Origin of the sequence: Luteolibacter sp. SL250, assembly GCF_026625605.1 — a bacterium.
Classification (GTDB): domain Bacteria; phylum Verrucomicrobiota; class Verrucomicrobiia; order Verrucomicrobiales; family Akkermansiaceae; genus Luteolibacter.
Genome location: NZ_CP113054.1, coordinates 3164756 through 3191572 on the forward strand (window position 1 = coordinate 3164756; position 26817 = coordinate 3191572).

Annotated in this window: 21 protein-coding genes and 1 tRNA gene; 9 read left to right on the forward strand and 13 right to left on the reverse strand. The window is 61.5% G+C overall.

Annotated features, from left to right (window positions below; all coding sequences use genetic code 11):
* Nucleotides 1-13: 13 nt before the first annotated feature.
* The 8 genes from OVA24_RS13945 to OVA24_RS13980 all read right to left on the reverse strand — a co-directional run bounded on the left by OVA24_RS13945 (nt 14) and on the right by OVA24_RS13980 (nt 11238).
* Nucleotides 14-175 (reverse strand): hypothetical protein, encoded by a 162-nt coding sequence (locus tag OVA24_RS13945; protein WP_267670478.1) that lies wholly within the window; start codon nt 173-175, stop codon nt 14-16.
* A 94-nt stretch (nt 176-269) separates the two neighbouring features.
* Nucleotides 270-1412: a hypothetical protein gene (locus OVA24_RS13950; RefSeq protein WP_267670479.1), complete on the reverse strand. Its 1143-nt coding sequence runs from the start codon at nt 1410-1412 to the stop codon at nt 270-272.
* A gap of 185 nt (nt 1413-1597) precedes the next feature.
* Nucleotides 1598-2812, reverse strand: coding sequence for a Wadjet anti-phage system protein JetD domain-containing protein (locus OVA24_RS13955; RefSeq protein WP_267670481.1), 1215 nt, complete (start codon nt 2810-2812; stop codon nt 1598-1600).
* Entirely contained in the window at nt 2809-6201 is a 3393-nt protein-coding gene (locus tag OVA24_RS13960) for an SbcC/MukB-like Walker B domain-containing protein (protein WP_267670483.1), read from the reverse strand. The genes OVA24_RS13955 and OVA24_RS13960 overlap by 4 nt, the downstream gene beginning before the upstream one ends.
* Entirely contained in the window at nt 6198-6866 is a 669-nt protein-coding gene (locus OVA24_RS13965) for a DUF4194 domain-containing protein (RefSeq protein ID WP_267670484.1), read from the reverse strand. Before OVA24_RS13965 ends, OVA24_RS13960 begins: the two co-directional genes overlap by 4 nt.
* Complete coding sequence (locus tag OVA24_RS13970) at nt 6863-8347, reverse strand: Wadjet anti-phage system protein JetA family protein (protein WP_267670485.1); 1485 nt, start codon at nt 8345-8347, stop codon at nt 6863-6865. The genes OVA24_RS13965 and OVA24_RS13970 overlap by 4 nt, the downstream gene beginning before the upstream one ends.
* Nucleotides 8348-8496: 149 nt before the next feature.
* The gene (locus OVA24_RS13975; RefSeq protein ID WP_267670486.1) at nt 8497-9495 is read right to left on the reverse strand and encodes a hypothetical protein; all 999 of its coding nucleotides are present in this window, start codon (nt 9493-9495) and stop codon (nt 8497-8499) included.
* Between the two features lie 459 nt (nt 9496-9954).
* Nucleotides 9955-11238, reverse strand: a complete 1284-nt coding sequence (locus tag OVA24_RS13980; protein WP_267670487.1) for an argininosuccinate synthase — start codon at nt 11236-11238, stop codon at nt 9955-9957.
* A gap of 234 nt (nt 11239-11472) precedes the next feature.
* On the opposite strand from OVA24_RS13980, the gene OVA24_RS13985 reads away from it, so the two are divergent.
* A complete protein-coding gene (locus OVA24_RS13985) occupies nt 11473-12927 on the forward strand; it encodes a serine/threonine protein kinase (RefSeq protein WP_267670488.1) in 1455 nt (484 codons plus the stop codon).
* Nucleotides 12928-12945: 18 nt separating this feature from the next.
* Here OVA24_RS13985 and OVA24_RS13990 read toward each other — a convergent pair whose 3' ends face one another.
* Entirely contained in the window at nt 12946-14121 is a 1176-nt protein-coding gene (locus OVA24_RS13990) for a cysteine desulfurase family protein (protein WP_267670489.1), read from the reverse strand.
* A 30-nt stretch (nt 14122-14151) separates the two neighbouring features.
* Entirely contained in the window at nt 14152-15087 is a 936-nt protein-coding gene (locus OVA24_RS13995) for a hypothetical protein (RefSeq protein ID WP_267670491.1), read from the reverse strand.
* A 143-nt stretch (nt 15088-15230) separates the two neighbouring features.
* On the opposite strand from OVA24_RS13995, the gene OVA24_RS14000 reads away from it, so the two are divergent.
* The 4 genes from OVA24_RS14000 to OVA24_RS14015 all read left to right on the forward strand — a co-directional run bounded on the left by OVA24_RS14000 (nt 15231) and on the right by OVA24_RS14015 (nt 21174).
* Nucleotides 15231-16307: a M20/M25/M40 family metallo-hydrolase gene (locus OVA24_RS14000; protein ID WP_267670492.1), complete on the forward strand. Its 1077-nt coding sequence runs from the start codon at nt 15231-15233 to the stop codon at nt 16305-16307.
* Between the two features lie 71 nt (nt 16308-16378).
* Nucleotides 16379-17299, forward strand: coding sequence for a hypothetical protein (locus tag OVA24_RS14005; RefSeq protein WP_267670493.1), 921 nt, complete (start codon nt 16379-16381; stop codon nt 17297-17299).
* A gap of 58 nt (nt 17300-17357) precedes the next feature.
* Nucleotides 17358-18452, forward strand: a complete 1095-nt coding sequence (locus OVA24_RS14010; RefSeq protein WP_267670494.1) for an NHL repeat-containing protein — start codon at nt 17358-17360, stop codon at nt 18450-18452.
* Nucleotides 18453-18585: 133 nt separating this feature from the next.
* A complete protein-coding gene (locus OVA24_RS14015) occupies nt 18586-21174 on the forward strand; it encodes a PVC-type heme-binding CxxCH protein (protein WP_267670495.1) in 2589 nt (862 codons plus the stop codon).
* Nucleotides 21175-21176: 2 nt separating this feature from the next.
* On the opposite strand, the gene OVA24_RS14020 is transcribed toward OVA24_RS14015, so the two are convergent.
* A complete protein-coding gene (locus tag OVA24_RS14020) occupies nt 21177-22049 on the reverse strand; it encodes a hypothetical protein (RefSeq protein ID WP_267670496.1) in 873 nt (290 codons plus the stop codon).
* 119 nt (nt 22050-22168) lie between these two features.
* Here OVA24_RS14020 and OVA24_RS14025 point away from each other — a divergent pair.
* From OVA24_RS14025 to OVA24_RS14040, 4 genes are all read left to right on the forward strand, one after another.
* Nucleotides 22169-22244, forward strand: a tRNA-Ile gene (locus OVA24_RS14025).
* An 85-nt stretch (nt 22245-22329) separates the two neighbouring features.
* Complete coding sequence (locus OVA24_RS14030; protein WP_267670497.1) at nt 22330-22665, forward strand: hypothetical protein; 336 nt, start codon at nt 22330-22332, stop codon at nt 22663-22665.
* A gap of 49 nt (nt 22666-22714) precedes the next feature.
* Nucleotides 22715-23548, forward strand: coding sequence for a hypothetical protein (locus tag OVA24_RS14035; protein ID WP_267670499.1), 834 nt, complete (start codon nt 22715-22717; stop codon nt 23546-23548).
* Between the two features lie 26 nt (nt 23549-23574).
* On the forward strand, nt 23575-24441 hold the full coding sequence (locus tag OVA24_RS14040; protein ID WP_267670500.1) for a hypothetical protein: 867 nt from the start codon (nt 23575-23577) through the stop codon (nt 24439-24441).
* Between the two features lie 272 nt (nt 24442-24713).
* Here OVA24_RS14040 and trmD read toward each other — a convergent pair whose 3' ends face one another.
* Both trmD and OVA24_RS14050 read right to left on the reverse strand, forming a co-directional pair.
* Nucleotides 24714-25385, reverse strand: coding sequence for a tRNA (guanosine(37)-N1)-methyltransferase TrmD (trmD, locus tag OVA24_RS14045; protein ID WP_267670501.1), 672 nt, complete (start codon nt 25383-25385; stop codon nt 24714-24716).
* A 12-nt stretch (nt 25386-25397) separates the two neighbouring features.
* On the reverse strand, nt 25398-26813 hold the full coding sequence (locus OVA24_RS14050) for a hemolysin family protein (protein WP_267670503.1): 1416 nt from the start codon (nt 26811-26813) through the stop codon (nt 25398-25400).
* Between the last annotated feature and the right edge of the window lie 4 nt (nt 26814-26817).

The following is a 26817-nucleotide window of genomic DNA, read 5'->3' on the forward strand; positions in this document are numbered from 1 at the left end:
TCACAGACCTCCCTTATGGTCCCAACGCTGAGCGGACCTGCGCCACCACCGCATCCGCCGCGGAAGCCTCGACACACAGGGCGACACGTTCCGCCTTTCCATCCACGATCAGTTCGATCCTTTTCGCCGCCGCAGGTCCTCCCGCCATGAACAGCACTGAACGGATGTCCGTCACCGCGTGTCGCGGGAAACTCCGCTCACGGCAGACCAATCCGTGCCGCATTGTCCGCACCGCCACCTCCGAATCATTTCCCTCCAACCGGACTTCCTCACGCGACGATCTGAACGCCTTCCAAAGAAGCATAAGCCCGGCCAGTCGTCATCGCCAGCGCGATCGCCGTCCATACGATCCGAAACAACCAGCGGATGACGTCGAAAAACAAATCAACCACTCCGACGAAATCATTCCGGTATCCTCCGTGGGACTCATCGCCACCGAGCAGGAAAACACCGACTGCGACAAATCCCGCTCCCATGAGAGACATGATGATCGCAAATCCTGTCGCCGACTTCCAAGCCATTGGCAGAGGAAATGAAAACGACGAAACCTTTCCTGTCGTAATCACCCTTTCCACCTCCGCCGGCACGAACGGACGGCTTTCGTCTTTCCCTGCCACCCGCCGCAGGTCCGCCACCAACCACGCTCTTTCCCCGATCGAAAGCATCGTACCGAAGCGCAGTTTCTTCACCGCCGTTCTGATCTCGATGCCATAGACCGGCTGGTAGTTCTGCTGATAGAATTCTTTCTGCGCGATCGATCTCACCTCGTCGCAGCGAATGCTCGTTTCCTTCCTCCTCCCAAACATCTCTCTCGCCAGAGAGATTGTCTCACCGTCCGATCTCAACACATGCCTGGCGAACTTGTTTCGCAATCCCGCATATAACATCCCTATCCCGACACCCCAGAAAATGAGGTAGAACGGAACGATCACCCACCGCAGAACTTCACCGTTCACGGTGGAGCTGAACACCGCTGGAATGATGAACGCGCCGTGCCCGAAGGTGAACACGCACCAGGGAATTCCGAACGCTAGAAGGCAGCCGCTCTTGCCGGCGGACGGAATCCTCCACACCACCTCACCGGCGTCCTCCTCCCGGACGATCTTCGTTTCCGGCGGAGGCTCGTCGGCGTCTCCGAAAAATTTGGCATCCTTGCCCGCGAGAACCCATTCATCGACGAGCGACTCCTTTCCGCACGACTCGCAGCGCGCCACATCCCGACCGGCATCAGGAGCCGACCTCGCCCTGTACCCACATTCCGGACAGCACAGGCTCCCGTCGGCTACCAGTCTGGAGAGATTCGCCAGCTTCAGTTTGCCGATGATGCCTTCCAACATTTGCCGGTAGGTTATCTGCAAGCACGCGATTGTCCCTATTTTTCCAAACATCAGCACGTTGCCGGGGAAATCCACGGACCTCCACACCGCTCCCTTGTGGAAAGGTGCCGGCCCGTGGAGGAAAAGAAACGATATCCAGCTTGGGAGACATCAAGGGCGATGCGCCGTCCACCCCCGGCCCTTTCGGAGAAAGCGCTTCCGTTCCCCGTCGGCTTCGCCGCGGGGGTGCATGGCAAGTCCATCACCGATCGCCCCTGGATTTAGTCCCTGAAGATCGCCCGGATCTCATCCAGAACCGCCTGCATCGGCAGTGACTCCTGCTCGAAATCCCCTTTCATCCCGGCGGCAAGCATCTTGTCCAGTTCCAAGAGGCAATGCCCGGAGAGATGGGACGAAGACAACAAACGAGTGATGACCTTTCGCTCTCCCTCCGTCAGCAGGACGTTATTCATCCCTTCCCTGAACCGCATCATCAGCGGCCTGAACGCACGGCCCGTCCGTTCGCATAGATCGTGGAGGATAGCGAAGCCCGCGGGATCACTGTCGCCGAAATGATGGAACTCCATATCATCAGGCAGCCATTGGAGCAGGAGCCGGGTGGCGGCTCCGGGAAAGCTGGTATGGATCAGCAGCACACCGGTTTTCGCCGCGGCGAGTTCATGGAATACGCATTCATTCTCCACCGTCACGCAGGCTCGCGTCCGGCATCGGATGAACGATGCCGCGGCGAGATCGATGGCTGAGATGGCCGTGGGCGCAGACAGCAGCCCGAAGTCGATACGTCCACCCGCGAACTCCAGCTCCAGTGGACCGTGGATCCACGCGGAACGAGGCGCATCCACGATGCCGAAGTCCGCCAGAGACGTCTTCTCGCCGGAGGTGATCGCCTCAATGGAAGTTTCCAGCCTAGCACGCCAACGCCCCAGTTGTTTCGAGTCACCGGTGATCCGCGAACTGGCACGCTGGATCAGCGCTTCCTCCTGCCAGTTCAGGACGGCCACGAGTACAGCGAGAAACCGTTCGTTGCCCGCGGCATCGTCCCGCTTGAACGGTGGAATGGGATCTCCCACCGAGGCGCATGCGGCAAGCCCGGCACACCATGCCCTCCAACCCTCCTGATAGGGATGCGGCACTGTGATGTCGGATGCCCTACGGAAAAAATCCGCCAGTTTGCCGCGTTCTTCCGAAGGAGAGGCGCATCCGGTCGCTGCGAACAACCATTGCTCTCCCCCATCGAGCTTCAATTTCAGAAATTTTTCATGACCCAGCCGGTCCCTCTCGATGACCAGCATGCCCCCCGACCTTCGCTCAGCGGCGAGGAGTTCCTGCACTGCGATCTCCCGCTCATCCCCGTCATGCACTGCGGCAAGGAGGAGGAACTTCTCCCAGTCGATCGTGTAATCCCTCTTCCCTCCCCGCCTGGCAGCGGAGGAACGGAGGTAGATTTCCGCGAACGCGCTGAGGGTTGGGTTCATGTCTCGGTGCCCTGGTGGTCGCTGTCAGAGATCCACTTCCTGCCTTCCGGAGAGTCCCGGTAGAGGATCACCGGCACATTGCGCACGCCGATCCGAGAACCCCGCCGCTCGTCTTTCCGCGAGATGACGATCAGCTCGTCACACTGGCTGAACGCGTAGGGGATGTTGCCGCTCGACATGGAGAACATGCCCTGCAGGTCGAGTTCGCTCATGGCCTCGATGCAGTTCTGGATCCGCTCGCCGGAGAGTTTGGAGAAGGCTTCGTCAATCGGCACCAGCGCCAGCGACGGATCCTTTCGACGGCTCTCATGGCGGTTGTAGGCGTGCAGGTAGCTGGCAAGGATGGCGACGAAATAAGGGCTCTGGTTCTCACCACCGCTCATCTTGCCACCCTGCTTGTCCACATCGATGGGCGGACGGTCCGGATCGCGGATGTCCGTGACGAACAGCTTGTAGTCGAAATACTGGCGGTAATCCAGCAGCCGCGCCGCTTCCGGACTGTTGGCGTTCTGGACCAGCAGGCGGAGGAAATTCTGGAGCGCGTCCTGCAGCTCGCCACCCATCTGGGAGAAAAACAGTTCATCCTCATGGTGGACCGCGTTCATGTCGATGAGGTCGCGGTAGATCTTGTACTCCGGATTCGGCCTGCGCTCGATCCGGTAGCGGTCATGCCCGATGGGCCGCTTGAGCTGGCTGTTGAGCATGGCGATGATGTTCTCCACGTTCTTCAGCGCCTGCTGCATGCGGCTCAGTACCTGGGTGCGGAACAGCGTTTCCCAGCGCTTCCTCTCGGTGCCGGACTTCTTCTCGTACTCCGGGATATTGGCGTCCTGGATCTGGGCGAGCCGTGATTCGTAGGGAGCGGTGTCGGTGCCGTCCTCCGGCAGGTCATCGAACTTCGGAGTGAAGGCCTTCTTGAAGCCAAGCATCTCCACCTTGAGATCCCCGATGGTGGCGGTGGTTTTCACCTCAGCGGCGGCGGCGGCCTTGCGGAACTCATTCGCGAGGACATCCGATGCCGGGGTGTAGTCGGAGGCTTCCTTCTTCCATGTGGTGTAGCGCTCCAAATGGCGGTGGATATCCACCGACAGCTTCACCCGGGCGAAGTCATCCTCGCGGCGGGCGGCGGTTTCCTCCAGTTGCTTGAGCAGCTTCTCCGTATCCTGGATCTCGCGGATGCGGCCCTTCTTCAGGATGGCGGTGTTCTCCGCGTGGTAGCCTTTTACCTGCTCCGCCAGTTCCTCGATCTCCTCATGGATGCGGTCGAACTCATCGGTCGCGATAGCCTGGATCTGCGACGTCAGTTCGTCGTGCTCCTCCTGCTTCTTCGGCAGGTCCTCCACCCGGATCAGCTCGCGGATGACGTCCTCATGTTCCGGCACGGCGGCGGATCGCTCACGGATCAGGCGTTCCACCTCATTCTCCAGCGGCTCCAGCCTACGCAGCGCGGCGTCGATCTCCGCCACCCGGGCATTCTTGATCTCAAGCTGGCGGCGCAGGCCTTCCTTTCCGATGAACGGCGTCCCGTTGTAGGGCACCGGACGGGCGAGCATGCCGTCCTTTTTATACAGGCCGTCCGGAGCCACCGACGACGCGTGCTTGTCCAGTTGGGAAGCGTGCGGAACACGGATCATCTCCCCGAACAGGGAGTCGATGCAGGCGCGGGCGTCATCGTCCTCCGTGGACAGCATCTCCGCAAGGGAGCCTTTCTTGACCGTCGTCTTCGACATCTTGCCCGCGGACGCACTGATGAGGCGCTGCATGCCCCCGTCCGCAAGATCGGAAGCCGGGAGCTGGGCCAGGATCGCCGCTGCCTGTTCATAGTGCCCGCCGGAAACAAGCACGGCGAATTTCTCGTCAAACACGACTTCGGCGGCAGCCCGCCATGACTCATCAGTCACCTCGCAGATCTCCCGCAGGGCGCGGGGCGGTGTCTCTCCCGGCAACAAGGGGAGCTGTGCCTTCAGCGCCGAAAGCAGCGGCTGCGGCCCCGGCGAGACGCCCCGCTGCAGCAGGTCGATCTGCGCCTTCAGCTCAGATTTCTCGTTCCTCAGAACACGCAGCTCCTCGCGCTCCGGCTCGAAGCGGGAGCGGATGCCCTTCACCGTCTCATTCGCGGCTTCCGCCAGCAACGACAGGGAAGACGCGGTCTGTTCCCGCTCGCAGTCTTCCAGGAAGCGGATGGCGCTTCCGAGACGGGTGGTGTCCACAAAGGGATGCAGCGGAGCCTTCGCCACCTGCTCCATCCATGACTTCGCGGACTTGATGCGCTTGCCCAGGCCGTTGCCGAGGCGGCTGGCGATGTCCCGGAGCTTTTCGATCTCCTGCTCCAGCTTGCCGATGTCATCGGAGAGCTTCTTGTAAAGGCGTCCGTCGGAGGATTCGTTGAGCAAGGTCGTCAACGACTCGCGGCGGCGGTTGCCGGCCTCGATCAGTTCCGCCAGTTCCTCCAGCCGCGCCTCGTCCTTTTCGTTCGCCTTCCGCAGGTCGCCCAGACGGCGCGATGTCTGCTCCATCTCCGTGGAAGCATGGAGATGGGCGAACTCCGCCGCCAGATAGGTGGCCACCGCCTGATCTCGCTCCGCATCGCGCAGCGTTGTCGAGAGATCCCGGATGCGCACCAACCGGTCGAGCTGCGCCGTCAGCGAGGCAAGCTCCCTTTCATAAGATTGGAAATCGCGGAAAGAGGAAACCACATCCTCCACCGGCACGGCCTCCGCCGGCAGCACGAACTGGCGGCAAAAATCGTCAAAACTCTTGAGGTTGGTGAACGACATCGCGCTGGGCAGCAGGCGCTGGAGCACATCCTTGTTGAAGTTGAGGTGCTGCGGGTTCGACATGTCCCGCAGGTATTCGCGCGGGGACGAGAACAAGCGCCCGCCCTTTGAGTCGATCATGCGCTTGAACGCGCCCAGCGCGCTCGGCCGCGGCTTGCCATCCTCCGCCTCCGTCAGGAAGTCGGACTTCTCCAGCGCCGCCTCGCAGAAGAACGGCGTGGTGGTGCCGTCGTTCTCGGCGGCGGAGCGGAACTCGAAACGGAGGCCCCATGTCTCGACCCGCTTGCCGTCCGGCCAGGTGAACTCCGCGGCGATGTAGGTGGTGATGCCCTTGTCGTGGAAATACTGCGGCTGTCCGTTCTCCTCACGCTTCGTGTCGAGCAGGCAGTAACTCTTGATCGTCCGGTCGCTCTTGTTGCCGGTGGCGGAACGGTTGAAATGGTGGTGCGCCCGCTCCGGTCCCACCAGGACGAGCATCAGCAGGTCCATGAGGATGGATTTGCCGGAACCGGTGACACCGGCCAGCACGAGATTCCCACGCACGGGCAGCGAGTCCCGGTAGCCATACCAGTTGAGCGCGTGCAGTTTTGTCAGTCGGATGGCCCGGCTCATGAAAGTTCCTCCTCTTCCTGGAATGCGGCTTCATCGCCTTCCTCGTCCGCGGGATCACTGCGGAAGTGGGCGGCGGTTTCCTGCCAGGCGGCCAGCTCGCGGAATGGCAGGACGCGGCGGATGGCGGGCAGCACCTCGATCCCGGTGTCCTCGAACGCTTCCGCCGCGGTCAGCTTGATGAGGTTTAGCCGCGCGGCCTGGCGCAGGATTTCCCGCAACCTTCCTTTCGGGATCTGCCCGGTGACGTCCGGCAGCAACTGGTCCCGCAGCAGGTCACCAAGCTCCGCGACGGAGAGGAATGCCTGGTCCGCGCCCTCATCACGCCACCTCACGTCACCTGCATACCACAGGGCCAGCCACACCAGCGTCGCATCCTGCGTCAACCGCAGGCGCAGGGATGCCGCCTTCGGCACCGCCTGGATGAGGCGCTCCTCATGATGCACCGCGACATCCAGCCCGTTGAGCGAGGCGATCTCCTTCACCCAGTCGTCGTGCTGGCGCGCCCAGTGGTAGAGGGCCGTGCGGGAAGCCTCCAGACCGTTGATCGAGCCTCCGGCGAGAAGCTCCTGCAGCACTTCGGCAAGCCGCTCGCGGTCGCTCTCCGAGAGCGATAGCAAGGTCGGAGCCGCGTCGATGGTGAAAGCGTTCGGTTCTTCGGCACTCATTTCTTGATGATGGCGAAATGTTCGACCCTCACCCCGTGGAGTTCATCGGTGGGAGGGGTGGAAAATTCATCGGTGACACGGCTGACCTCCAGCCGGTAACGGGCCTCCGGAGCCTCCGCATGGAGCAGCAGCGCGACCAGGTCCGGTGCCTTCAGTTCGTCACCCAGGTCCAGGTCGTTGCTTTCGATCCGCTCGCCCTTGCCTCCCGGCAGCGCCCGGATGAACCGGTTCGCCCGCGCAACCGAAAGCGACTCGCGGATGGTCCGTTGCATGTCATGCAGGCCGGACTCACGGTCGGTATCGGACACGGCGTCCTCGAACGCGTCCTGCTCCAGCGGAGGCCGGCGGTTCGGCGGAGAGTAAAGTGAATCCAGCCCGGCGGGCAGCTTCACCGCTGGCAGCAACAGATCGGGGAGATCCGGCAAGGAAGCGTTCACCCGCTGGAGCTTCTTTCCCGCCATGAGGCGGTTGGCTACTTCGAAAAGGCTTTTGATCTCAGTGCGCCGCTCCCCCGTCACATCCTGCAGATAGCGGAAACGTGCGAGCGACCGCCGGGTGAAATCCGCCGTGCGGCGGTCGATCTCGTCCGCCATCGGCAACACCCGCTCCAGCATCCCGATCAGCTCCTCCAGTTCTCCTGCGACCTTTGCCCGCGCACTTTCCGCTGTCAGTCCGGGGTTCCGTTTCAGAACCTCGATCTGCATGTCCGCCAGCGAAGGAGGATCATCCCCCAGCCTTTCCGCGATCCGCCGCACCGTGTCCGGCAGTCGCGTGGGCAGACGCGCTCTGACGAGCGCCGCATAGCAGGAACGGGAAATCTGTTCCGAGTAGTCATCGAAGACGACACCGAGATTTCCGCGCAGCGTTTCCTCCTCAAGCTGTTTGCGGGTGAAGCGCTGGACGGACTTCTGCATCGAGCGCAGCTCGTTCAGTCCCTCGCGGACGCTGGAAAGGCAGTTCTCGATGGTTTGCCACGGCCGCTCGGCCAGCTCCACCTCATCCGCCAGCATGGCGCAGACGCCGGTCAGCTTGTCGGTGAACACCGCCGCATCCGGCCACGCCACTTTCCGCAGGGCCGTCAGGATGGTCGCACCGTGGGCGTCGAAATGGATCTTCCGCCGCCAGCCACGCCGTGGTGGTTCCTCCAGCCAATGGCATTTCAGGAGATACTCCAGCAGCGCACGAGCTTTCTCCCGCAGATCGACTGGCATCTCGCCCTCTTCGTCTTCGAACTCGATGTTGGGATGGCGTTCCAGCGTTTCCACGATCAACGCCACCGCCTCCTCCCGGCCGATGCCGTCGGAACGGTCCGAGGTTTCCACCTCCAAGGCATCCAGCACGTCCACGTAGAACGGTGCGTTCTTTCCCGCCAGCACCCGGAAAAATCCAGCCCCCCGCGTTTCGCGGAAAAGGGCGGTGGAGAGATGTTCGGCGGACATGAGGGTGAAAGGGGCGGCATTCAACGGGATTTCCCGGGCCATGACAACCAGAGGTTGCAGACAAATCGCGGGCTGCCACCTGGGCAGAATTAGTCCGGAATTTCGCGAAAACCGCACAAATCAGAGATGAAGGCTGCCGGAACGAACCCGTCTTCCCGGAGTTTCTGCAAACAGCTCATCTCGGCAAACCCTTATTTTCCATGCAACGCTGCATTGGCGGCACGGACGAACTGATCCGCCTCGATTGCAGGCACCCACTTGGCGATCTCGATTTTCTTCCCGCCCACCAGCAGCAGCACCCGCTTCATCTCAGTGGTGCCATACTTTCCGCGCGTGACCGCCTTTACGGTGGTGACTTCGCTGCGGGGGTACCATTTTTCCCGAATCGACCGCTCGCCCTTCATCAAGCGGATGGACACGTTCGTTTCGTCGCCATCGAATTGGCTCCGGGCTCCACGGTTGCGCAGGACGAACAGAGCTCCGGAGGCAGCCGAGATCGTCACTACCGATGACATCAGCAGCCAAGCGGCACCGAACAGTCTGACCCAATCGGGCCCCCGGTCCTGTGGATTTCCGGGATTGATCACCCAAAAACCGATGCAGACGAAAAATATCCCCACAGGGAGCACGATCAACGCGGGGATGAGGATGGCGAGCCACGGCGTTTCCAGCGTGAACGAGAATGACGACTGCCTGCCAGCGGGAGGCGTTGCCGTCAACGGTGCATGCGATGCCATGGGTGGCAGGATGTCACCCGGCTGCATGAACGCCCGCCGCAGATCCGCCACCAACCAAGCCTTTTCATCATCCTCCAGCATCGATCCAAACCGAAGTTTGCTGCGCTTTCCTTCAATCTCGATCCCGAATACGGACTGGTAATTCTTTTGGTAGAATTCCTTCTGCACGATCCTCACCACCTCATCGAGCGCGATGGATTTTTCGCTCACGCGTCCGAACATCTCGCGGCGCAGTGCGATCATGGATCCATCCACCGTGAGCAGGTACTGGGCAAACTGCGCCCTCAAACCCAAATACAGAACGCCCAGTCCGATGATCCAAAATAAGCCCAGAAATGGGATGATCGCCCAGCCAGGGATGTCTCCCTGCTGTTTCGTGGGATCGGTGATGAAGCCGAAGATCATCGGCATACTGACCACCGCTATGCCAGACAACCAGATGCCGGCGAACAACAGAAAGCAGCCGCCCTTTCCACCCGCGGGAATATGCCAAGTGGTGCCCCCTCCGTTCGTGCTGCGGACAATCTTTGTGTCCGGCGGCGGTGAATCCGCGTCCCCCACCATCAGTCCGTCGCGGCCCGCCCTCGACCATTCTTCCAGAAGGACCGTAGTGCGGCAACGAGCGCACCGCATCGTGCTGGCTCCTGCATCCGGGGCATCGGTCGCGGCCGCACCGCAGTCCGGGCAGACCAGCCTTCCCTTCGCCAGGAGATCCGCGTAGTGGCGGTCCTTCAGTTTTGAAACGAGATCATTGATCATACCTTGGACGGGTACCTGCTCCGCTGCATGCAAGCTGCCCGGACCTAACAGCGATTTCAAGCGTTCAGACGACAGGGACGGCGTCCTTGTACAGGCACAAAAAGGACGCCACCCTCGAGAGATGGCGTCTCTTTCAAATCCAAGCGTTGCGGCTCACTTCGCCTGGCGCGCGCTGGCCTTGAGGCGCAGGGCGTTGAGGGCGATGAAACCGGTGGCGTCGTCCTGGTTGTAGGCCGCTTCCTGTCCGCCTTCCATGGTGGCGACGGCTTCGGAGTAGAGGCTGTGCGGGGACTTCCGGCCGGCGTTCATGACGTTGCCCTTGTAGAGCTTCACGCGCACTTCGCCGGAGACGGTCTGCTGGGTGTAGGTGACCAGTGCCTGGATCGCCTCGCGCTCCGGTGCGAACCAGAAGCCGTTGTAGACGAGCTGGGCGTACTTCGGAATGAGGGAGTCGCGGATGTGCATCGCCTCGCGGTCCACGACGAGCGTCTCCAGGTCGCGGTGGGCGGCGAGCAGGATGGTGCCGCCGGGGGTTTCATAGATACCCCGGGACTTCATGCCGACGAAGCGGTTCTCCACGATGTCCACGCGGCCGACGCCGTGCTTGCCACCGAGGAAGTTGAGCACGCGCATGATGCCATACGGGGTCAGGAGGGTGTAGCCGTCCTTTTCGCCCAGCACCTTGAAGTCGCCCAGATTGGAAATGATCTCGGCGAGACCGTCCGCCTGGAGGCCGATGGCGTTGCCCTTGTCGAAAAGGATCTGCACATACTCCGCCTTGTCCGGAGCGTCTTCCGGAGAGGTGGAGAGGACATACATCTCACGGTCGGCGGGGGTGGTGCCGTCATACCATGGGTCTTCCAGCATGCCCGCCTCGAACGAGATGTGGAGGAGGTTCCGGTCCATCGAGTAAGGCTTCTTCATGGAGGCCTTGATCGGGATGTTGTTCGCCTCGGCGTAGGCGATCATCTCGGCCCGGCCCGGAAAGTCCTTGCGGAAGGAAGAGTCGCGCCATGGAGCGATGCACTTGATCTGCGGGGCCAGGGAAGCGGCGGAAAGCTCGAAGCGGACCTGGTCGTTGCCCTTGCCGGTGGCACCGTGAGCGATGGCGTCAGCGCCTTCCGCGATGGCCACGTCCAGCATGCCCTTCGTGATGCACGGGCGGGCGATGGAGGTGCCGAGCAGGTAGCGGCCCTCATAGATCGCGTTCGCCTGGATCATCGGGAAAATGTAGTCGGCGGCGAACTCCTCCTTCAGGTCACCGAGGAAATATTTCGAGGCACCGGTGCTGAGGGCCTTCTGCTCCAGTCCGTCGAGTTCATCCGCCTGGCCGACGTCCGCACAATAGGCGATGATCTCCGCGGAGTACTTTTCCTTGAGCCACTTGAGCAGGACGGAGGTATCGAGACCACCGGAGTAGGCGACGAGAATTTTCATGAGGCGGGGAGGCAAGCATGATCCGGGGTGCCGGGCAAGCGGGAAGCGGCGGTGGTTTTTACAAGATGAATGGTTGAAATTTCCCCCACGCTTCCTAACCTTGGGGAACGATGGCAACTGCCACGGAAACCCAAACCGAACCTAGGAAATCCCCGATGCGAACGATGCGGGGTCCATTTCCCCGTGTACGCAGCCTCCAGTGGAGCGCGGCTTGAACGGATGTCTCCCTGATTCATGCAAGAACGCTACCAAATCCGCGGAAAACTCGGCCAAGGAGGTCTCGGTTCGGTTTACCGGGGCTATGACACCCGGATGAACCGGGAGGTTGCCATCAAGAGGATCTCGGCAGATGGGGATCCGGGACTGCAGAAGGAAGCCACCCAGCAACTCCAGAAAGAAGCCGGCTCCCTGGCGTCCCTCCAGCACCCCAACATCGTCACCGTGTATGATGTGGATCAGGACGCGGACGGCCCCTATGTGGTGATGGAACTCATCAGCGGAAAGACACTGGACGAGCTGGTTGAGAGCGCCCCACTCACTTTCGAGGATTTCAAGGAACTGGCAAAGCAGACCCAGGAGGGACTGATCGCCGCGCAGGAACTGGAACTGGTCCACCGGGACATCAAGCCCGGCAACCTGATGCTCAACTGGCTGCCGTCCGGGAAGTTCCAGGTGAAGATCGTGGACTTCGGGCTGGCGAAGCTGATGCCTGCCCCGACCCGGCAGGAAATCGACCAGAACGATTCCGTGATGGGTTCGATCTTCTTCATGGCCCCTGAGCAGTTCGAGCGCGCGCCGCTGGACCGCCGCGTGGACATGTATGCGATGGGGTGCGTGTATTACCACGCACTGACCGGCGAGTATCCTTTCAACGGGGAAACCGGCATGGAGGTCATGACCGCCCATCTCCACCACACGGTGGTGCCTCTCTCAGAGCTGCGGCCCGACCTTCCCACCTGGTTGTGCGACTGGGTGATGTGGCAGATGAACCGCCTGTCGGATGACCGTCCGCCGGATGCCCGCCGCTCCCTGCATGTCTTTCTCCAGAACGAGAGCGCACCGCCCCCTCCTCCACCGAAGGAGAAGCCCCCGGGGCCGCAGGCTCCCAGCGTGAAACGTCCCGGTGCCCCTGCCGCGAAGCAGATTCCCACCGGTCCCATCCAGAATACCGCCCCGGCCGCGAAGACCCAGAGCGCGCCGAGGACCCTCACTCCACCGGAAGGTTTCAAGCCGAGCGTCCATACCTCCTCCGTTTTCGTGGGAGACACCCTGGTTCCGGCTCCGGACCCCACCGTCCCACCCCGCCCCACGACTTCCATGGTGCAGGCAAAGGCGGCCTCAGCAGCCCCCACCGCCCGCATGGCCACACCGACCGCACCAACCGCGCGGCTCGCTTCCCCTGCAAAAGCCACCCCGACCGCTCCCACCGCCCGCCTTGCGACTCCCGCAAAGGTCACTCCGACCGCGCCTACAGTTCGCGGCGGCAGCGTACAACAGGCGGCTCCGGCAGCCCCGACCGTCCGTTCAGCTCCAACCGCAGCCACACCCGGCACCCGCCCGGCCGCCTATGTGCCGGTCCCGGCAAAGCCGAAGAAGCAAATGAAACCGAGCGAAAAGGCCGCCATCTGGATCGCAGCGGGACTCATCGCCGCCTTCATCGCCTTCATCATCTTCAAATTCGGAGGCTGAGCGCGCGCGCCTGTGCCCTCAGGGCGTGTAGACCTGCACCGGGCCAACGCCCAGTCCCTGGACGCGCCGGAGTTTCTCCACGGCTTTCTTCAGTGCCTCGGCAGCCGTCATGGCATCCTCCATCGTACTGAGGAGGGAAAAACTGATGCGGAGGCTGCTCTTCGCCAGTTCCTCCGGAATGCCCATCGCAAGCTGCACATGGGACGGCTTCTGCTTTCCGGTCATACAGGCGGAACCCGCCGAACAGGCAACACCCGCGTCATCCAGCAGGATGAGCAGACCCGCCGCTTCACAGCCCTCGAAGGAAAGGTGGCAGGTGTTCGGCAGGCGATGATCCCGCGCACCATTGGGCGTAACGCCCTGGACCTCTGCCAGCACCGCCGCTTCAAAGGCGTTCCGGATTTCCCGAACCCGTCCGAGCATTCCGTCTTCCGTAGACCGTTTCATCGCCACGGAGGCGGCTCCCATGCCCACGATCCCCGGAACATTCTCCGTCCCGCTGCGCCTGCCGCTTTCCTGTCCGCCACCGGATATCAGCGGGGTGAATCTCAGCCCTTTCCTGATCCAGAGCGCACCGACTCCCTTCGGTCCGTGGAACTTGTGGGCGGAAATGGAAAGCATGTCCGCACCGATGGCGGTGAGTGAAGCTCCGGTCTTGCCCACCGCCTGGATGGCGTCCGAGTGGAATGGGACGCCCTTCTCTTTGGACAACCGCACCAGTTCGGCCAGCGGCTGGATCACCCCCGTCTCGTTGTTGGCCGCCATCACGGATGCAAAGGCCGCGCCATCCAGCAGCTCGGAAAATTTTTCCAGGATCACCCGTCCACCGGCATCCACCGGAGCCAGCCTCACCTCACGGCCCAGTGTTTCCACATACCGCAACACCGCGCTGTGCTCGATGGCGGAAACAACCACCGCGCCCTCCCCGGCCAACCGGTGCAGGGACCATAGCGCGGTGTTCACGCTTTCCGTCCCGCCGCCGGTGAAGATGATCTCCTCCGGATCCGCACCCAGGAGATCGGCGACCTGACCACGGGCCGTGTCGATGGCCTTCCGTGCCAGTTTCGCCCCGGCATACGCGCCGGATGGATTCGCGAATCCGTCGCGCAGCCACGGCAGCATCGCGTCCAGCACTTCCGGCAGGAGTGGCGTCGTCGCGTTGGCGTCCAGATAGATCACCCCGGCAGCTTCCATCGACGGGCGATCTTTTCAAGCCAAGCCCGCTCAGAATTTTCCATAGGTCCGCAGCTCCCGCAGCAGGCCGTCGGCTCCCCTCAGCATCACGTCCCCCCACACGGCGGCATGCCGCAGCCACTCCCGGCCGAAGCCCTTGAAGCTCTCCCACGGTGCGGCGGATGCCACACACATCAGCCCTACCAGCACCAGCAGGTTGCCGAAAAAGATCACCACCAGGGAAAGGAAGGTGCCATTCTCCTTCAGGTCCGGCTGGTCGCGCGGGATCATCCACAGCGTCCAGACGATGTGGAAGGTCCAGGTAAGGCCCATCACCCCGTAAAAGGAAAGATCCCACGCCCGCGTCAGGTCGAAGAACAACCGCAGCAGCACGAATACCACCGCCGCCACCACCGACCACAGCGGCACGAAGTACGGCGACAGCGCGATGACCAGGTTTGTCTTGTTCGTGGTGATATAGCCGCCGGAAGTGCTGACATGAAAGCCGGTGACCTTACCGCGGAAAAGATAGACGAACACCGCGTGGGTCAGCTCATGCCCCAGCACGTAGAGGTAGAGGAAGAAAGGCTGGAACAGCCCCGACCAGAACCATCCAACCATGGAAACCACCCCCAGCGCGAAATAGAAGAATTCGGCGCTCTTCCAAAAGTCATGCTCCATCGTCAGCGTGGAGAACTGCTGCAGGAAAGTCCACGCGGTGATCCAACATGGCGGCAGCAGCACGATGGCCGCAAGCCATCGCAACATTCTCCTGCCCACTCCCGGCTGGAGGTCATCCGCCATCGGCGCACTGCCGGCGATCGCCGCCTGCACGGATTTCATGCCGCGGCGCCCGCTGCGCTGGTTGGCATGTTCATGCGCCCGGCGGTTCACATCCCCCAGCGCCTCCAGAAAGGTGGATCTCCCCCGCCTCTGGTTCGAGGGACGGGACGAAGCGCTGCGGACTTTGGAGCGGGGCTTGGCCATTGGAGATCGGGGGCGGAGAGATTATTTCGGAGACCTTAACAAATCAAGCGGGAACACCCCGCATGAAGGACGGTCGCAGTAGTCATTACATGCTTCCTCAGCCCGCCCTTGCCAGCCGCGCCGGAGTTGCTTGGAATGTTGCCGTGACCAAAGACGACAAAGATTTCCTCTTCAACTTGCTCTCCACCCCCAGCCCCACCGGATTTGAGATGCCCGGCCAGAGGGTGTGGGCCTCCTACATCGGGAAATACGCCGCTTCCGTGGAGTGCGATGCCTACGGCTCCACTTGGGCCACACTGCCCGGCAAGTCGAAAAAAATCATCATGTTGGAGGCGCATGCCGATGAGATCGGCTACATGGTGAAACACATCGATGACCGCGGCTTTCTCCGTATCGACCGCGTCGGAGGGTCGGACGCCGCGACCGCGCGGGGCCGCCGTCTGAACATTCTGGGCGACAAGGGTCCGGTGCCAGCCATCATCGGAAATACCGCCATCCATCTCCGCCGTGATGACGCGGGGCATGAGAAGGCTCCCCTCGTCCATGATCTGTGGGTGGACGTGGGCGCGAGCAGCCCGCTGGAAGTCGCCGCGCTGGGCATCCGTGCCGGCCACCCGGCCGTCTATCAGGATGAGCCGATGCAGATGACCGAGAAACGTTTGGTCAGCCGTGCGTTGGACAACCGCATCGGCGGCTACATCATCGCCCAGGTGATGAAAAAGATCGCCGCCGGGAAAAAGAAGCCCGCCTTTACCCTGCTCTGCCTGAACGCCGTGCAGGAAGAAATCGGCGGCCACGGGGCGATGATGGCAAGCTACCGCCTGAAGCCGGACGCCTGCGTTTGCCTGGACGTCACCCACGCCACGGACACTCCGGGCATCGACCACACGAAGCACGGCCATGTGAAACTCGGCCACGGACCATCCCTCACCCACGGCACCTCAAACCATCCGCATGTGGTGAAGCGTCTGATCGAAACGGCGGAGTCAAAGAACATCCCCATCCAGCACGAGGCCAGCAGCCGCTTCACCGGCACGGACACCGACAAGATCTTCCACAGCCGCGAGGGCATCCCCAGCGCGCTCGTCTCCCTCCCCCTGCGCTGCATGCACTCCGTGGTGGAAACGGCGGACACGGCGGACATCGCCAACACCATCGAGCTGCTCACCGGCTTCGTTCTTTCCCTTTCGGAGAAAGATACGTTCCACCAGTCCCTCTGACCCCCCCACAAAAGGACCATATGCGGAACCTTGCCAATCCCTACCCCTGCCAATAGGGAGAGGTAAAGCCCATGAAATACTCCCTCTGCCGCCGATATCTGCTCCCGCTGCTGGCTCTCGCATGTTCGCAATCCGAGACCCGGGCCGCGCTCCTGCTCTACGAAGGTTTCGAAGGTTACAGCACATCCGGCTTCCTCAATGGCCAGGCTGTCAGCAGCTCGGCCATTGGTTTTTCGGGCATCTGGGGAGGAAACACCGCCTCCACAGGCGCCGGCAACATCAACGCCAGCAGTCTCAGCTTCGGCAGTCTGCTTCCAACCAGTGGAGGTTCTTATGTCAACACGGGTGGCACGGTCGTCCTCGGCTCCACGCTTTCCATCCCGTCATCGCTCTCCGGCACCATCTGGATGAGCCACCTCATCCGGTTCAACGGAGCCCACAGCGCGTCGGGCAGCGCCGGCTTTGAGGTCCGCATCGGTGACACCGCCGGAGGGTCGGAGGTCGTACGCTTCCGTACCTTCTCCGATACCCGCTCGGGAACCAGCAACGTCATCGGCACCGACTACAACACCGGGACCCTGTCCACAATCGGGGATTCCACCGATCCCCAGCTTGCGACAAACACCAACTATATCATGATCAGTTCCTTCACCAACGTGGCGGGAACTTCGGGCAGCGGCACCGCCACCATCTGGGCGCTCACCACGGATCAGTTCCAGACCATGATGGAATCCCCCCTCGGTGCGGAGTCCTATCTGACCGAGGCCACGGCCGGGCAATATTCGGCGAAAGCCACCAACACCGACGCCGTCAAATCCACCGATCAGATCGAATCCGGCGACTTCCTCCAGATTGTCAACGTTGGCAACAACATCCAGCTCGATGAAATCCGGCTGGGCACCACCCTCGCCGACGTCATCCCTGAGCCCGGATCCGCCCTGCTTGCCATCTCCGGCCTCACATTTCTCCTCCGGCGATCCCGCAGGTCCTGAGAACCCTGCTGAATCCCGTCTCCCGTTCCGCTCTGACAATCCTTCCCCATCCATCGGTGTGAAACCCATCTTCCTCTCCCTTCTTCTCAGCACCTTGCTTCCCGCCGCCACCATCGAAACCGTCGCCGGCAATGGCAAAACGGGCTATGATGGCGACGGAGGTTCCGCGAAAAACGCGACGCTGAACCAGCCCTTCGGCGTCATCGTCGGACCGGACAAGGACATCTGGTTCACGGATACGAACAACCATGTGATCCGTCGCATTTCCCATCACACGGAAGAGATCACCACCGTGGTGGGGACTGGAAAGAAAGGATACTCCGGAGACGGTGGACCTGCTGCCGAAGTAACCTGTAACGAACCCTACGAGCTGAGGTTCGACAAGGCGGGCAACCTCTACTGGGTGGAGCGCCTGAACCACGTGGTGAGGAAGATGGACAAGGCAACCGGCAAGGTCAGCACCGTGGCGGGCACGGGCAAAGCGGGCTTCTCCGGTGACGGCGGCCTCGCCGACAAGGCGCAGATGCACCAACCGCACTCCATCCAGTTCGACAAGGACTACTCGAACCTCCTGATCTGCGACATCTCCAACAACCGTATCCGCGCGGTGGACATGAAGACCGGCACCATCTCCACCTGGTGCGGCAACGGAAAGAAGGACGCGACCCCGGATGGCGCGAAGGTCGGTCCGGAGGTTCCCCTCAAGGGACCACGCGCCCTTGACATCGCCCCGAACGGCGATCTGTGGCTGGCCCTCCGGGAAGGGAATGCGGTGTACCGCATCGATGCGAACTCGCTCCACCTCGAGCATGTCGCCGGCACGGGCAAACAAGGTTTCACCGGCAACGGTGGTCCCGCCAAGGAAGCCACGCTCTCCGGACCAAAGGGAGTCGCCATTTCCCCGGATGGCAAGATGATCTATCTGGCGGACACGGAGTCCCACACCGTCCGTGCCATCAATCTCAGCAAATCCCCCGCCACGCTGGAACTGATCGCAGGTGACGGCAAGAAGGGCGACGGACCGGACCAGCCGGACCCGTTGAAGTGCCGCATGGCACGCCTGCACGGCATCGGCATCGACCCTGAGAACGGCGACCTCTACATCGGCGACAGCGAGACGCACAAGGTGCGGGTGGTGAAGTTCGGGAAATGAGCCACCGGGAGCGCCGGGTGGCGGGCTGATCTTTCGGAAGCATTCTTCGATGTTCTTCCATTGAACGCTTCCTTCTCTGGAAGCCATTGGCAGAGTGGCGGGTATCGGTCCCAACCCATTCGTTTGCTCCGCCATGCGTTTCCTGATCCCACGCTCTCCCAGGCTCGCCCTGCTGCCGCTCTGCGCCGCGTTTTCCCCACTCTGCCCAGGGCAGATCGGCGATGCATTGGACAAGCCGGGGGAAGTCCAGAAATCATTGGTCCCGGCCGACCAGATCCCGCCCGCACCGCCGCTCCCGCCACAGGACGCGCTGAAGACGCTGAAGGTGGCTCCGGGATACCGGATCGAGCTGGCCGCCTCCGAGCCGCAGGTCCAGGAACCGGTGGCGGTGGCATTCACCCCGGACGGCCGCATGTGGGTGGCGGAGATGCGCGGCTACATGCCGGATGTGGACGGCAACGGCGAGGATCTGCCCACCGGTCGCGTCGTGGTTCTGTCCGACCATGATGGAGATGGTTTCTTTGAAGACTCCAAGGTGTTCGCGGATGATCTGGTCATGCCGAGGGCCATCCTGCCCGTGGCGGATGGAGTACTGGTGGGCACGCCGCCCTTGCTGGAGTTCCTGCGTGACACGGATGGGGACGGCAAGGCGGACAAGCGAGAGACCGTCGCCGGAGACTATGGGGTGAAGGTCGATCCGAAGCGCCCCCATCTGGCGAATCCGGAGCGGGCGCCCAACAGCCTGCTCTGGGGCCATGACAACTGGATCTACAGTGCCGCCTACACGCGGAAGTTCCGTTTCACCGCAGGCGGCCAGTGGAAGATGGAGCCCACCAGCTTCCGCGGGCAGTGGGGCCTTGCCCAGGATGCCTACGGCCGCCTCTACCATTGCTCGAACAGCGACCACATCCGCGTGGACCTCATTCCCTCCCACTATCTTTCCAGAAACGCGAACTACCCCGCCCTTTCCGGGACGAACGTGAACGCCGCCGCGGACCAGCTCGTCTGGCCCGCCCGTGTGAACCCCGGCATCAACCGCGGCTACCGCCCGGAAATGCTCCGCAACGGCCGGCTCAAGGAATTCACCGCCGCCGGGGGCAACTGGATCTATGACGGCGATCTGCTGCCCGATCTGAAAGGCAACTACTTCATCCCGGAACCGGCGGGGAATTTCGTCCGCCGCAGCACCCTGTCCCAGGCCGATGGAGCGGTAGTCGCCGCCAATGCCCATTCCTCAGACGAGTTCCTCACCTCCACCGACGAACGCTTCCGCCCGGTGAGCGTGACCACTGGACCGGATGGTGCCTTGTACATCGCGGATTTCTACCGTGGCATCCTGCAGCACCGTATCTCCCTCACCAGTTATCTGCGCAATCAGATCCTGGACCGGCAGTTGGACAAGCACCTGAACCGCGGGCGCATCTACCGCATCGTCCCGGAAAATCCCGCCGCCGCCATCCCCCGCCGAGTCACTGCTCCGGCGGGCGACGAATGGCTGGCGCGGCTGTCCCACCCGAACCACTGGTGGCGCGAGGAAGCCCAGCGTCATCTGGTGACACAGGGCGGAACCAATCATATCCCCGCCCTGCGGAAGCTGGCCACGGAAGGCTCCACCATGGGCCGCGTCCATGCCCTGTGGACACTGGAGGGTCTAGGCAACGGCGCGCTGGATGCCGATACGCTCGTCTCCGCCCTCGGCAGCGTGGATTCCGTTCTGCTGTCCCACGCCGTGCGCCTCTCCGAGCCGTTCCTCAAGGATGGGAAGGACACCCGCATCCAGCCTCTGGTGATGAAAGCCGCTCTCGGAGGACCACCGGAGGCGATGCTCCAGGCAGTCCTTTCGTTGGGAGAACTCCGGAACCCGGAACTGGACCTGCAGCTCGCGGAAGCGGTCCGGAATCACCCGGAGAACAAGCATCTGCCGGACGCCTTCCTGAGCGGCCTGGAAAACCGGGAGTTCCAGATTCTGGCCAAGCTTTCCTCACTACCCGCCTGGCAGGAAGATCTGCCAGCCAGCAACCGCATGTTCACCCAACTCGCACGCGGGGTGATGGGATCACGCCAGGCGGAACACTGCCGCAAGGTCGCGGAACTGGCGGCGGAAGCCCTCCAGGGCGGGAATGCCAAACGGGCGGTGGCGTTGCTGGACGGCCTGCTGCCTGTTTCCGGATCCTCCCGCAGACCGCTGGAACTTGAGAAAGAGCCGACCGGCTGGAAGGCGCTGACCGAAAATCCGGCGACCCAAGCAAAGATCATCGCACTCGCCAACGTCATCGTCTGGCCGGATAAAGCGGGTGTCACCGCCACCCTCAGACCGGAGCCTCTGACGCCAGAGCAGCAGGCTCGGTTCAATACGGGCAAGGAACTCTACGCCTCCGTCTGTGCCGCCTGCCACCAGATGAATGGCCGCGGGCTGGAAGGCCTTGCTCCCCCGCTGCTGGATTCCGAGTGGGTGCTGGGACCATCCGGCCGTCCGATCCGCATCGTCCTACACGGCGTGCGTGGACCCATCATGGTGCTTGGAAAAGTCCACACCGGTGACATGCCTCCCATGGGCGCAGCACTGGATGATGTCAAGCTCGCCTCGCTTCTCACCTACCTCCGGAGGGAATGGGGGCACACCGCTTCACCCGTGGAGCCTGAGGAAGTCACCGCCGTGCGCAAGGCGACCGCCAGCCATACCGACGCATGGAGTCCGGAGGAGCTGATGAAGATCAAGTAAAGTCAGCATCGGCCGGATCCGGAGGACTTACCCGACTTATCGCAGGACCGGGGATACCAGATCCAGCCTTCCGCCGGGTCAATATCATCCCCTGGTTCATGAAATGCCTTGCGATTGCCGTCAAAGAGCCTCGCCAACAGCGCGCAGATCAAGCCGTCTTCCTCATCATCTGAAATGTTCCCTGACACCGACTTGATTCCCGTGAAATCGTTCAGAATTTCAGGGCAATCGACCTCTCCCCCCGTTTCGCCTCCCCGCGTCTTGCAGGTGGCAGGATAAACCTCGATCACGGTCACCTCCACTTCACCCGGACTAATGACCGACCAAACTCCTTTCTCCTTCGAGGAATCGAAAAGGAAGCGGCAGAGAAAATGCATCACCTTCGTCGTCTGCGAACCGATCTGGTGGATTACGGGCGACAGCGGAATCCGTCCCATCCTCTTTTCGACAAACTGTTCCGTCCCGCGATAGAGGTAACCGATGTCGATGGCTTTCGCATCCACCCGTTCTGAACACCCTCCCTCTCCGTCTATCCCCAGCAATGATCTGAAATCCTTCGGGAATCCAAAAGGGGCATCCACCGCCATAACCACCCGATCCCCACGGCGAGGAGTCACTTCGGTCCCAAGGCATTTCCCGAAGCAGAATTCCAGAAACCCGTCCAGATCCCGCTCATCTGCGAGGCTTTGCTGCAGCCCGCATGCGGCTTTTCCGAGCGAGTTTCCATCTCCATCCAGAAGCCACAGTCCGTCCTTCTGCTTTGTCCTCCAAGCTCCTATGTCCCAACCCAAGTAGTAGCACGCCATCTCTCCGACCAACGGACGCTCCAAAGCCATCACTGTCAAACCGAATGGCCTTCTGACCACAGACAGCATGATGGTGCTTGGCCGTCAGCGCACCCAACTTGACTCGCGGTGGTACTGCTGCTTTCATCGTCCCGTGATCCTCAATACCCGCCACCCACACCGAATATGATGCTCCGGGCATCATATCCGGGGGTGTAGCTCAGCGGTCAGAGCGGGTTCTTTATAAGGGCCGGGTCGAGGCTTCAAATCCCTCCGCCCCTACCAGCATAATCGGGAAATCCCTTTAAAATAAGGACCATTGTTTCCGAAAGCTCCTGAAAATGCTTTCAAAGACGGTTAATTTCCACCCATGACCAAGGCACCATCCTCCCATGGTTCCGCAGTGGTGAAGCCCGTAAAGATCGGTCCACTCACGGCCAAGCTCACCCAGCGCGGTACTGGCGCCCATTCCGGCAGCTGGAAGATCACCTACAAGGGTCTCGACGGAAAACTCTTCATCGCCACCGTCACCCTGGAGATGGGCCACACCCAGGACATGGTCATCGGCACCTACCTCAACCCCCCGCTTCGAGGAAGACGCCACCACCTGGTTCTCCCTCAACCGGGAAAACGCCCGCTCACTCGCCGCCTCCTACCCCTCCAACATCGTCAGCACCTAAGCCTGACCCCACCCGGGGCCCTCTAACAAAGCAGCTTGATCACCCGGGGAGATATGGTTGGATGATTCCCCTCCCATGACAAAGAAGCAGGAAGATCCATCCCCGACAAACAAGGATAAGAAAAAGCAGTGCTTTTTCATAACGCCTATCGGCGATGGGGCGTCCGGCACCAGACGCCTCACCGATGGTTTGCTCGCTTCGGTCATCCGCCCTGTCCTCGAGCCAATGGGATTCGAGGTGAGAGCTTCCCATGAAGTGAACGGGACCGGCTCTATCAGCATCGACATCGTCCGCCGATTGCTGGAGGCGGAGTTGGTGATCGCAAACCTCACCGACCTTAATCCCAACGTCATGTACGAGCTCGCGGTGCGTCACGCGAAACGACTTCCCGTTGTCTGCATCACTCACCAGTCCACCCGGCTTCCCTTCGATATCGCCCATGAAAGGACGATCTTTTTCGATAATGACATCATGGGGGTCGAGGTCCTGAAACCCCAACTGGAAGCAGAGGTTCAAGCCGCTTTATTGGAGGAAAAGCCCGACAACCCAATTTATCGGGCAGCGAGAGAAAACATTATCAGAGCCGATGCCAAAGAAGGGGACGCGCTCTCGATCATACTCGAGAGGTTGGATAAACTATCGACCCCTCAGAATCGGCCACTGCAAACCAGGATCACCCAAGACCGGGATGTTCAACATTACGCATTAATTTTAACGAAGGCGGTCAAAAGCAGTGAACTGGGCAGAATTGTCGAGAATCACGGAAATGACGTACTATTTGGAAAAGGGCCAGGTATTCCGGAAGGGGCAGTAAAACTATTTCCGCTAGATAGTAATCTAGCTCCTCTAAGGAACGCCACTAGAGAACTCATAAATGCTGGCGGAGTTATTTTGGAAGTGAATTTGTGATATTCAACTTCATACATATTCTTGAAATGTCTCCTCCTCCCCTTTCCGCCCATCATGTCCCCGTGAGAAAGCGCGGCGGATGCCTCACCCTCCTCAAATGGGCCTCCATCGCCTTCGTCGCGTTTCTCATCCTCATCGCTGTCGCCGGAGTCATGGCAAACAAGGAAGTCGCCCGAAAGCAAGCCGCAGCTCAGAAAGACCTTCAGGAACAAGCCGCCGCCGCCAGAGCCGCCGAGGAAACCCGCCTCGCAGCCATGACCCCGGAGCAGCGCGCCGACGAAGAAGAAAAAGCCCGCCTCGCCCGTGCCCGTGAGGCCAAACAAGCCGCCCTCCGCGAAAAGAACCGCCTCAACGCCGACGAAGAGGCCCGGAAAGAAGCAGAGTATCGGAAAGTGCTGACAGCCCAGGAAGCCGCGGAAAAAGCCGCCGCAGCCGAAAAGGCCGCCGCAGCAGCAGAGGCGGAGCGAAAGAGGACCGCCGACGTCCCTAGCAATATCAAGCGCCTCGCCCAAAAAGAGCTCGGAGACCGCTATCTCGACAGCACGGCCGTCTGGGAAGACGGCTGGGTCATCCAGATCAACGCCTACGCCGACAACTACGCCGACCATCCGAAGCTCCTGCAGATGCAGATGCTCAAACTCGCCGCCCTTTCCCACCCCAACGGCATGAAGGTCAAGCGGTTCACTATCTCCTTCGACGGCGACTTCACCGACGGACTCGGCAACAACAGGCGCAACAAACTCATCCAGTGCCAGATGATCGACTCCGTCCGCGACCAGATCAACTGGGGTGACCGCAACGCGGATCTCTACAACCTCACCTTCTCCCGGGTATTCGAGACAGAGGCATGCCATCCCGCATTCCGGGAAAAGTGGTTGGCATCCCTCAAGTAACCCGCCCCCCTTACTTCCTATTCCTGCACACCCTGCACTTCCCACCGGACGTGCAGTTTTTGCTGTACTAGCAGTTCTTGCACACCGTGCACTCCCCATCAGGGTTGCAGGTAGCCGCATCCGGGCTGATCACCTACCCGGAAAAGCCACATCCCCCGCTCACCGGCACCGTCACCGTCTTCCCCATCGTGCAAGCTGGGAGCAGCACACAGATCACTGGGGCCATCAGAAAAGGGAGGAACTTCATCCCTCCGCCCCTACCAGTTGATCATTCAATCCAACAGATCCGGACGGTTGACCCTCGTCCGTTCCAGAGCCATTTCCTTCTTCCACGCCTGGATGTTCGCGTGGTGGCCGGAGGTGAGGACATCCGGCACTTTCATGCCCCGGAACTCGATCGGTCGGGTATAGGAAGGAGCCTCCAGCAGGTTGGGATCGGAAAAGGACTCTTCCACATGGGACCGCTCGTCGCCCAGCGCACCGGGGAGCAGACGGATCACCGCGTCACACACCACGGCTGCGGCGATGGCTCCGTTGGTGAGCACGTAGTCACCGATGGAGAGCTCCACATCGACCAAGGACTCGATCACCCGGTGGTCCACCCCTTCGTAATGTCCGCAAAGGACCAGCAGATGGGAGGCCTTGGAAAGTTCCTGCGCCACGGCCTGCCTGAACGGCCTGCCCTGTGGGGTCATCAGCACCACAAGCGTATCCGCCTGTTTCAGCGCCTCCACCGCGGCGAACAGCGGCTCCGGTTTCAGCAACATTCCCTGCCCACCTCCGCACAAGGTGTCGTCCACCCTCTTGTGCCTGTCCACGGACCAGTCCCGCAGTTGGTGGGCCTGCACTTCCACCAACCCAGCCGCGCGCGCGCGCTGGATGATCGAGTCGCTCAGCGGAGCGAGCGCGACCTCAGGGAACAGCGTGACGATATCGATCCGCATCACCGGAGACAATCAGGCGGCGGAGGAATCTTCAACCGCTGCGGAAGTCTCCGCGCTCGGTTCCGGCAGCTTGCGGAAGTGGACCTGCCCCACACGGCGTCCGTCGATGCTGGTGACCTTCGCCTCGTAGCCGAGCACCTCGACGGTTTCACCCACTTCCGGGAACCGGCCGAGCTGCTGCGTCAGGTAACCGCCCACGGTGGTGACCTCACCACTCTCCAGATACAGTTCCTCGACGTACCCCTCGAGGTCGTTGAGCGTCATCGAACCTTCCACGATGAACTCGTCATCATTGATCCGGCTGAACTGGGAACGTTCGTTGTCGAACTCGTCCTGGATCTCCCCGACGAGTTCCTCGATCACGTTGTCGAGGAAGACGATACCCGCCGGCGTACCGAACTCATCCACCACCAGCGCGAGGTGCGCGTGCTCCTTCAGGAAGAACTTCAGCAGCATGTCCAGCGGCATGGTATCCGGGACGATCTTCAGGTCGCGCTTGATGCGGGTGAGGCTCGGTTCCGGCTCACGCATCGTCTTGAACAGATCCTTGATATGGATCAGGCCGACCGCCTGGTCGAGGTGCCCCTTCACCAGCGGGAAGCGGGTGTGCTTGCTCCGCATCGCGGTATCGAGCGCGTCCGAGAACGGCGCGTCCGCATCCAGGACGATGACCTTGTTCCGCGGCGTCATCACGTCACGCACCCACAGCTCGTTCAGACCAAGGGCGTTGATGAGGATCTCGCGCTCGGTTTCGGTGACTTCCTGCGATTTCTCGCTCTGCGCGACCAGCAAGGCCAGTTCCTCCGCGGAGTGCGTGTGATCCCCTTCCCGGATCGGCTCGATGTTGAACAGCTTCTTCAGCAGCCAGTTGGCGGTGCCGTTCAGCACCAGGATGGCCCAGTGCGCGGTCTTGTAGAAAGCATGGAGCGGCGCGGCCAGGTTCATCGTCACACCGACCGAGCGGCTGATGGCGATGGACTTGGGCATCAGTTCACCGATGACCACGTGGAGGAAGGTGAACGAGACGATGGCCAGGGCGAAGGAAATGCCCTTCACCCACCATACGGACATGCCCGTCTGCATCAGCAGGGGCGATACCATGGCCGCGACGAACGGTTCACCCAGGAAACCGAGCGCCAGTGAGGCGATGGTGATGCCGAGCTGGTTGGCGGAAAGGTAGCCGTCGAGGTTGTTGACCACCTTCAGGGCAGTTGCCGCCTTCACCGGATTTTCCTTCAGTTCTCCTTCGATCTGACTGGGCCGGACCTTCACGATCGCGAACTCGGACGCGACGAAGAACGCGTTCAGCAGCAGGAAGAAAATGATTCCCGCGATGTAGAGCAGCGCCTTTTCCGTGCTCGGGAACTCGGTGGCGGGATCCGGCGCGACGCTGGCAAGGAACTGGAAATGGGAAATGAGGTCGATCATCGCA

Excerpts from the sequence above, each read along its gene's own strand:
- OVA24_RS13955 (WP_267670481.1), bottom strand. The coding sequence starts at position 2,812 with ATGAACCCAACCCTCAGCGCGTTCGCGGAAATCTACCTCCGTTCCTCC.
- OVA24_RS13960 (WP_267670483.1), bottom strand. The coding sequence starts at position 6,201 with ATGAGCCGGGCCATCCGACTGACAAAACTGCACGCGCTCAACTGGTAT.
- OVA24_RS13965 (WP_267670484.1), bottom strand. The coding sequence starts at position 6,866 with ATGAGTGCCGAAGAACCGAACGCTTTCACCATCGACGCGGCTCCGACC.
- OVA24_RS13970 (WP_267670485.1), bottom strand. The coding sequence starts at position 8,347 with ATGGCCCGGGAAATCCCGTTGAATGCCGCCCCTTTCACCCTCATGTCC.
- OVA24_RS13980 (WP_267670487.1), bottom strand. The coding sequence starts at position 11,238 with ATGAAAATTCTCGTCGCCTACTCCGGTGGTCTCGATACCTCCGTCCTG.
- OVA24_RS13985 (WP_267670488.1), top strand. The coding sequence starts at position 11,473 with ATGCAAGAACGCTACCAAATCCGCGGAAAACTCGGCCAAGGAGGTCTC.
- OVA24_RS13990 (WP_267670489.1), bottom strand. The coding sequence starts at position 14,121 with ATGGAAGCTGCCGGGGTGATCTATCTGGACGCCAACGCGACGACGCCA.
- OVA24_RS13995 (WP_267670491.1), bottom strand. The coding sequence starts at position 15,087 with ATGGCCAAGCCCCGCTCCAAAGTCCGCAGCGCTTCGTCCCGTCCCTCG.
- OVA24_RS14005 (WP_267670493.1), top strand. The coding sequence starts at position 16,379 with ATGAAATACTCCCTCTGCCGCCGATATCTGCTCCCGCTGCTGGCTCTC.
- OVA24_RS14015 (WP_267670495.1), top strand. The coding sequence starts at position 18,586 with ATGCGTTTCCTGATCCCACGCTCTCCCAGGCTCGCCCTGCTGCCGCTC.
- OVA24_RS14020 (WP_267670496.1), bottom strand. The coding sequence starts at position 22,049 with ATGCTGTCTGTGGTCAGAAGGCCATTCGGTTTGACAGTGATGGCTTTG.
- OVA24_RS14030 (WP_267670497.1), top strand. The coding sequence starts at position 22,330 with ATGACCAAGGCACCATCCTCCCATGGTTCCGCAGTGGTGAAGCCCGTA.
- OVA24_RS14035 (WP_267670499.1), top strand. The coding sequence starts at position 22,715 with ATGACAAAGAAGCAGGAAGATCCATCCCCGACAAACAAGGATAAGAAA.
- OVA24_RS14040 (WP_267670500.1), top strand. The coding sequence starts at position 23,575 with ATGTCTCCTCCTCCCCTTTCCGCCCATCATGTCCCCGTGAGAAAGCGC.
- trmD (WP_267670501.1), bottom strand. The coding sequence starts at position 25,385 with ATGCGGATCGATATCGTCACGCTGTTCCCTGAGGTCGCGCTCGCTCCG.
- OVA24_RS14050 (WP_267670503.1), bottom strand. The coding sequence starts at position 26,813 with ATGATCGACCTCATTTCCCATTTCCAGTTCCTTGCCAGCGTCGCGCCG.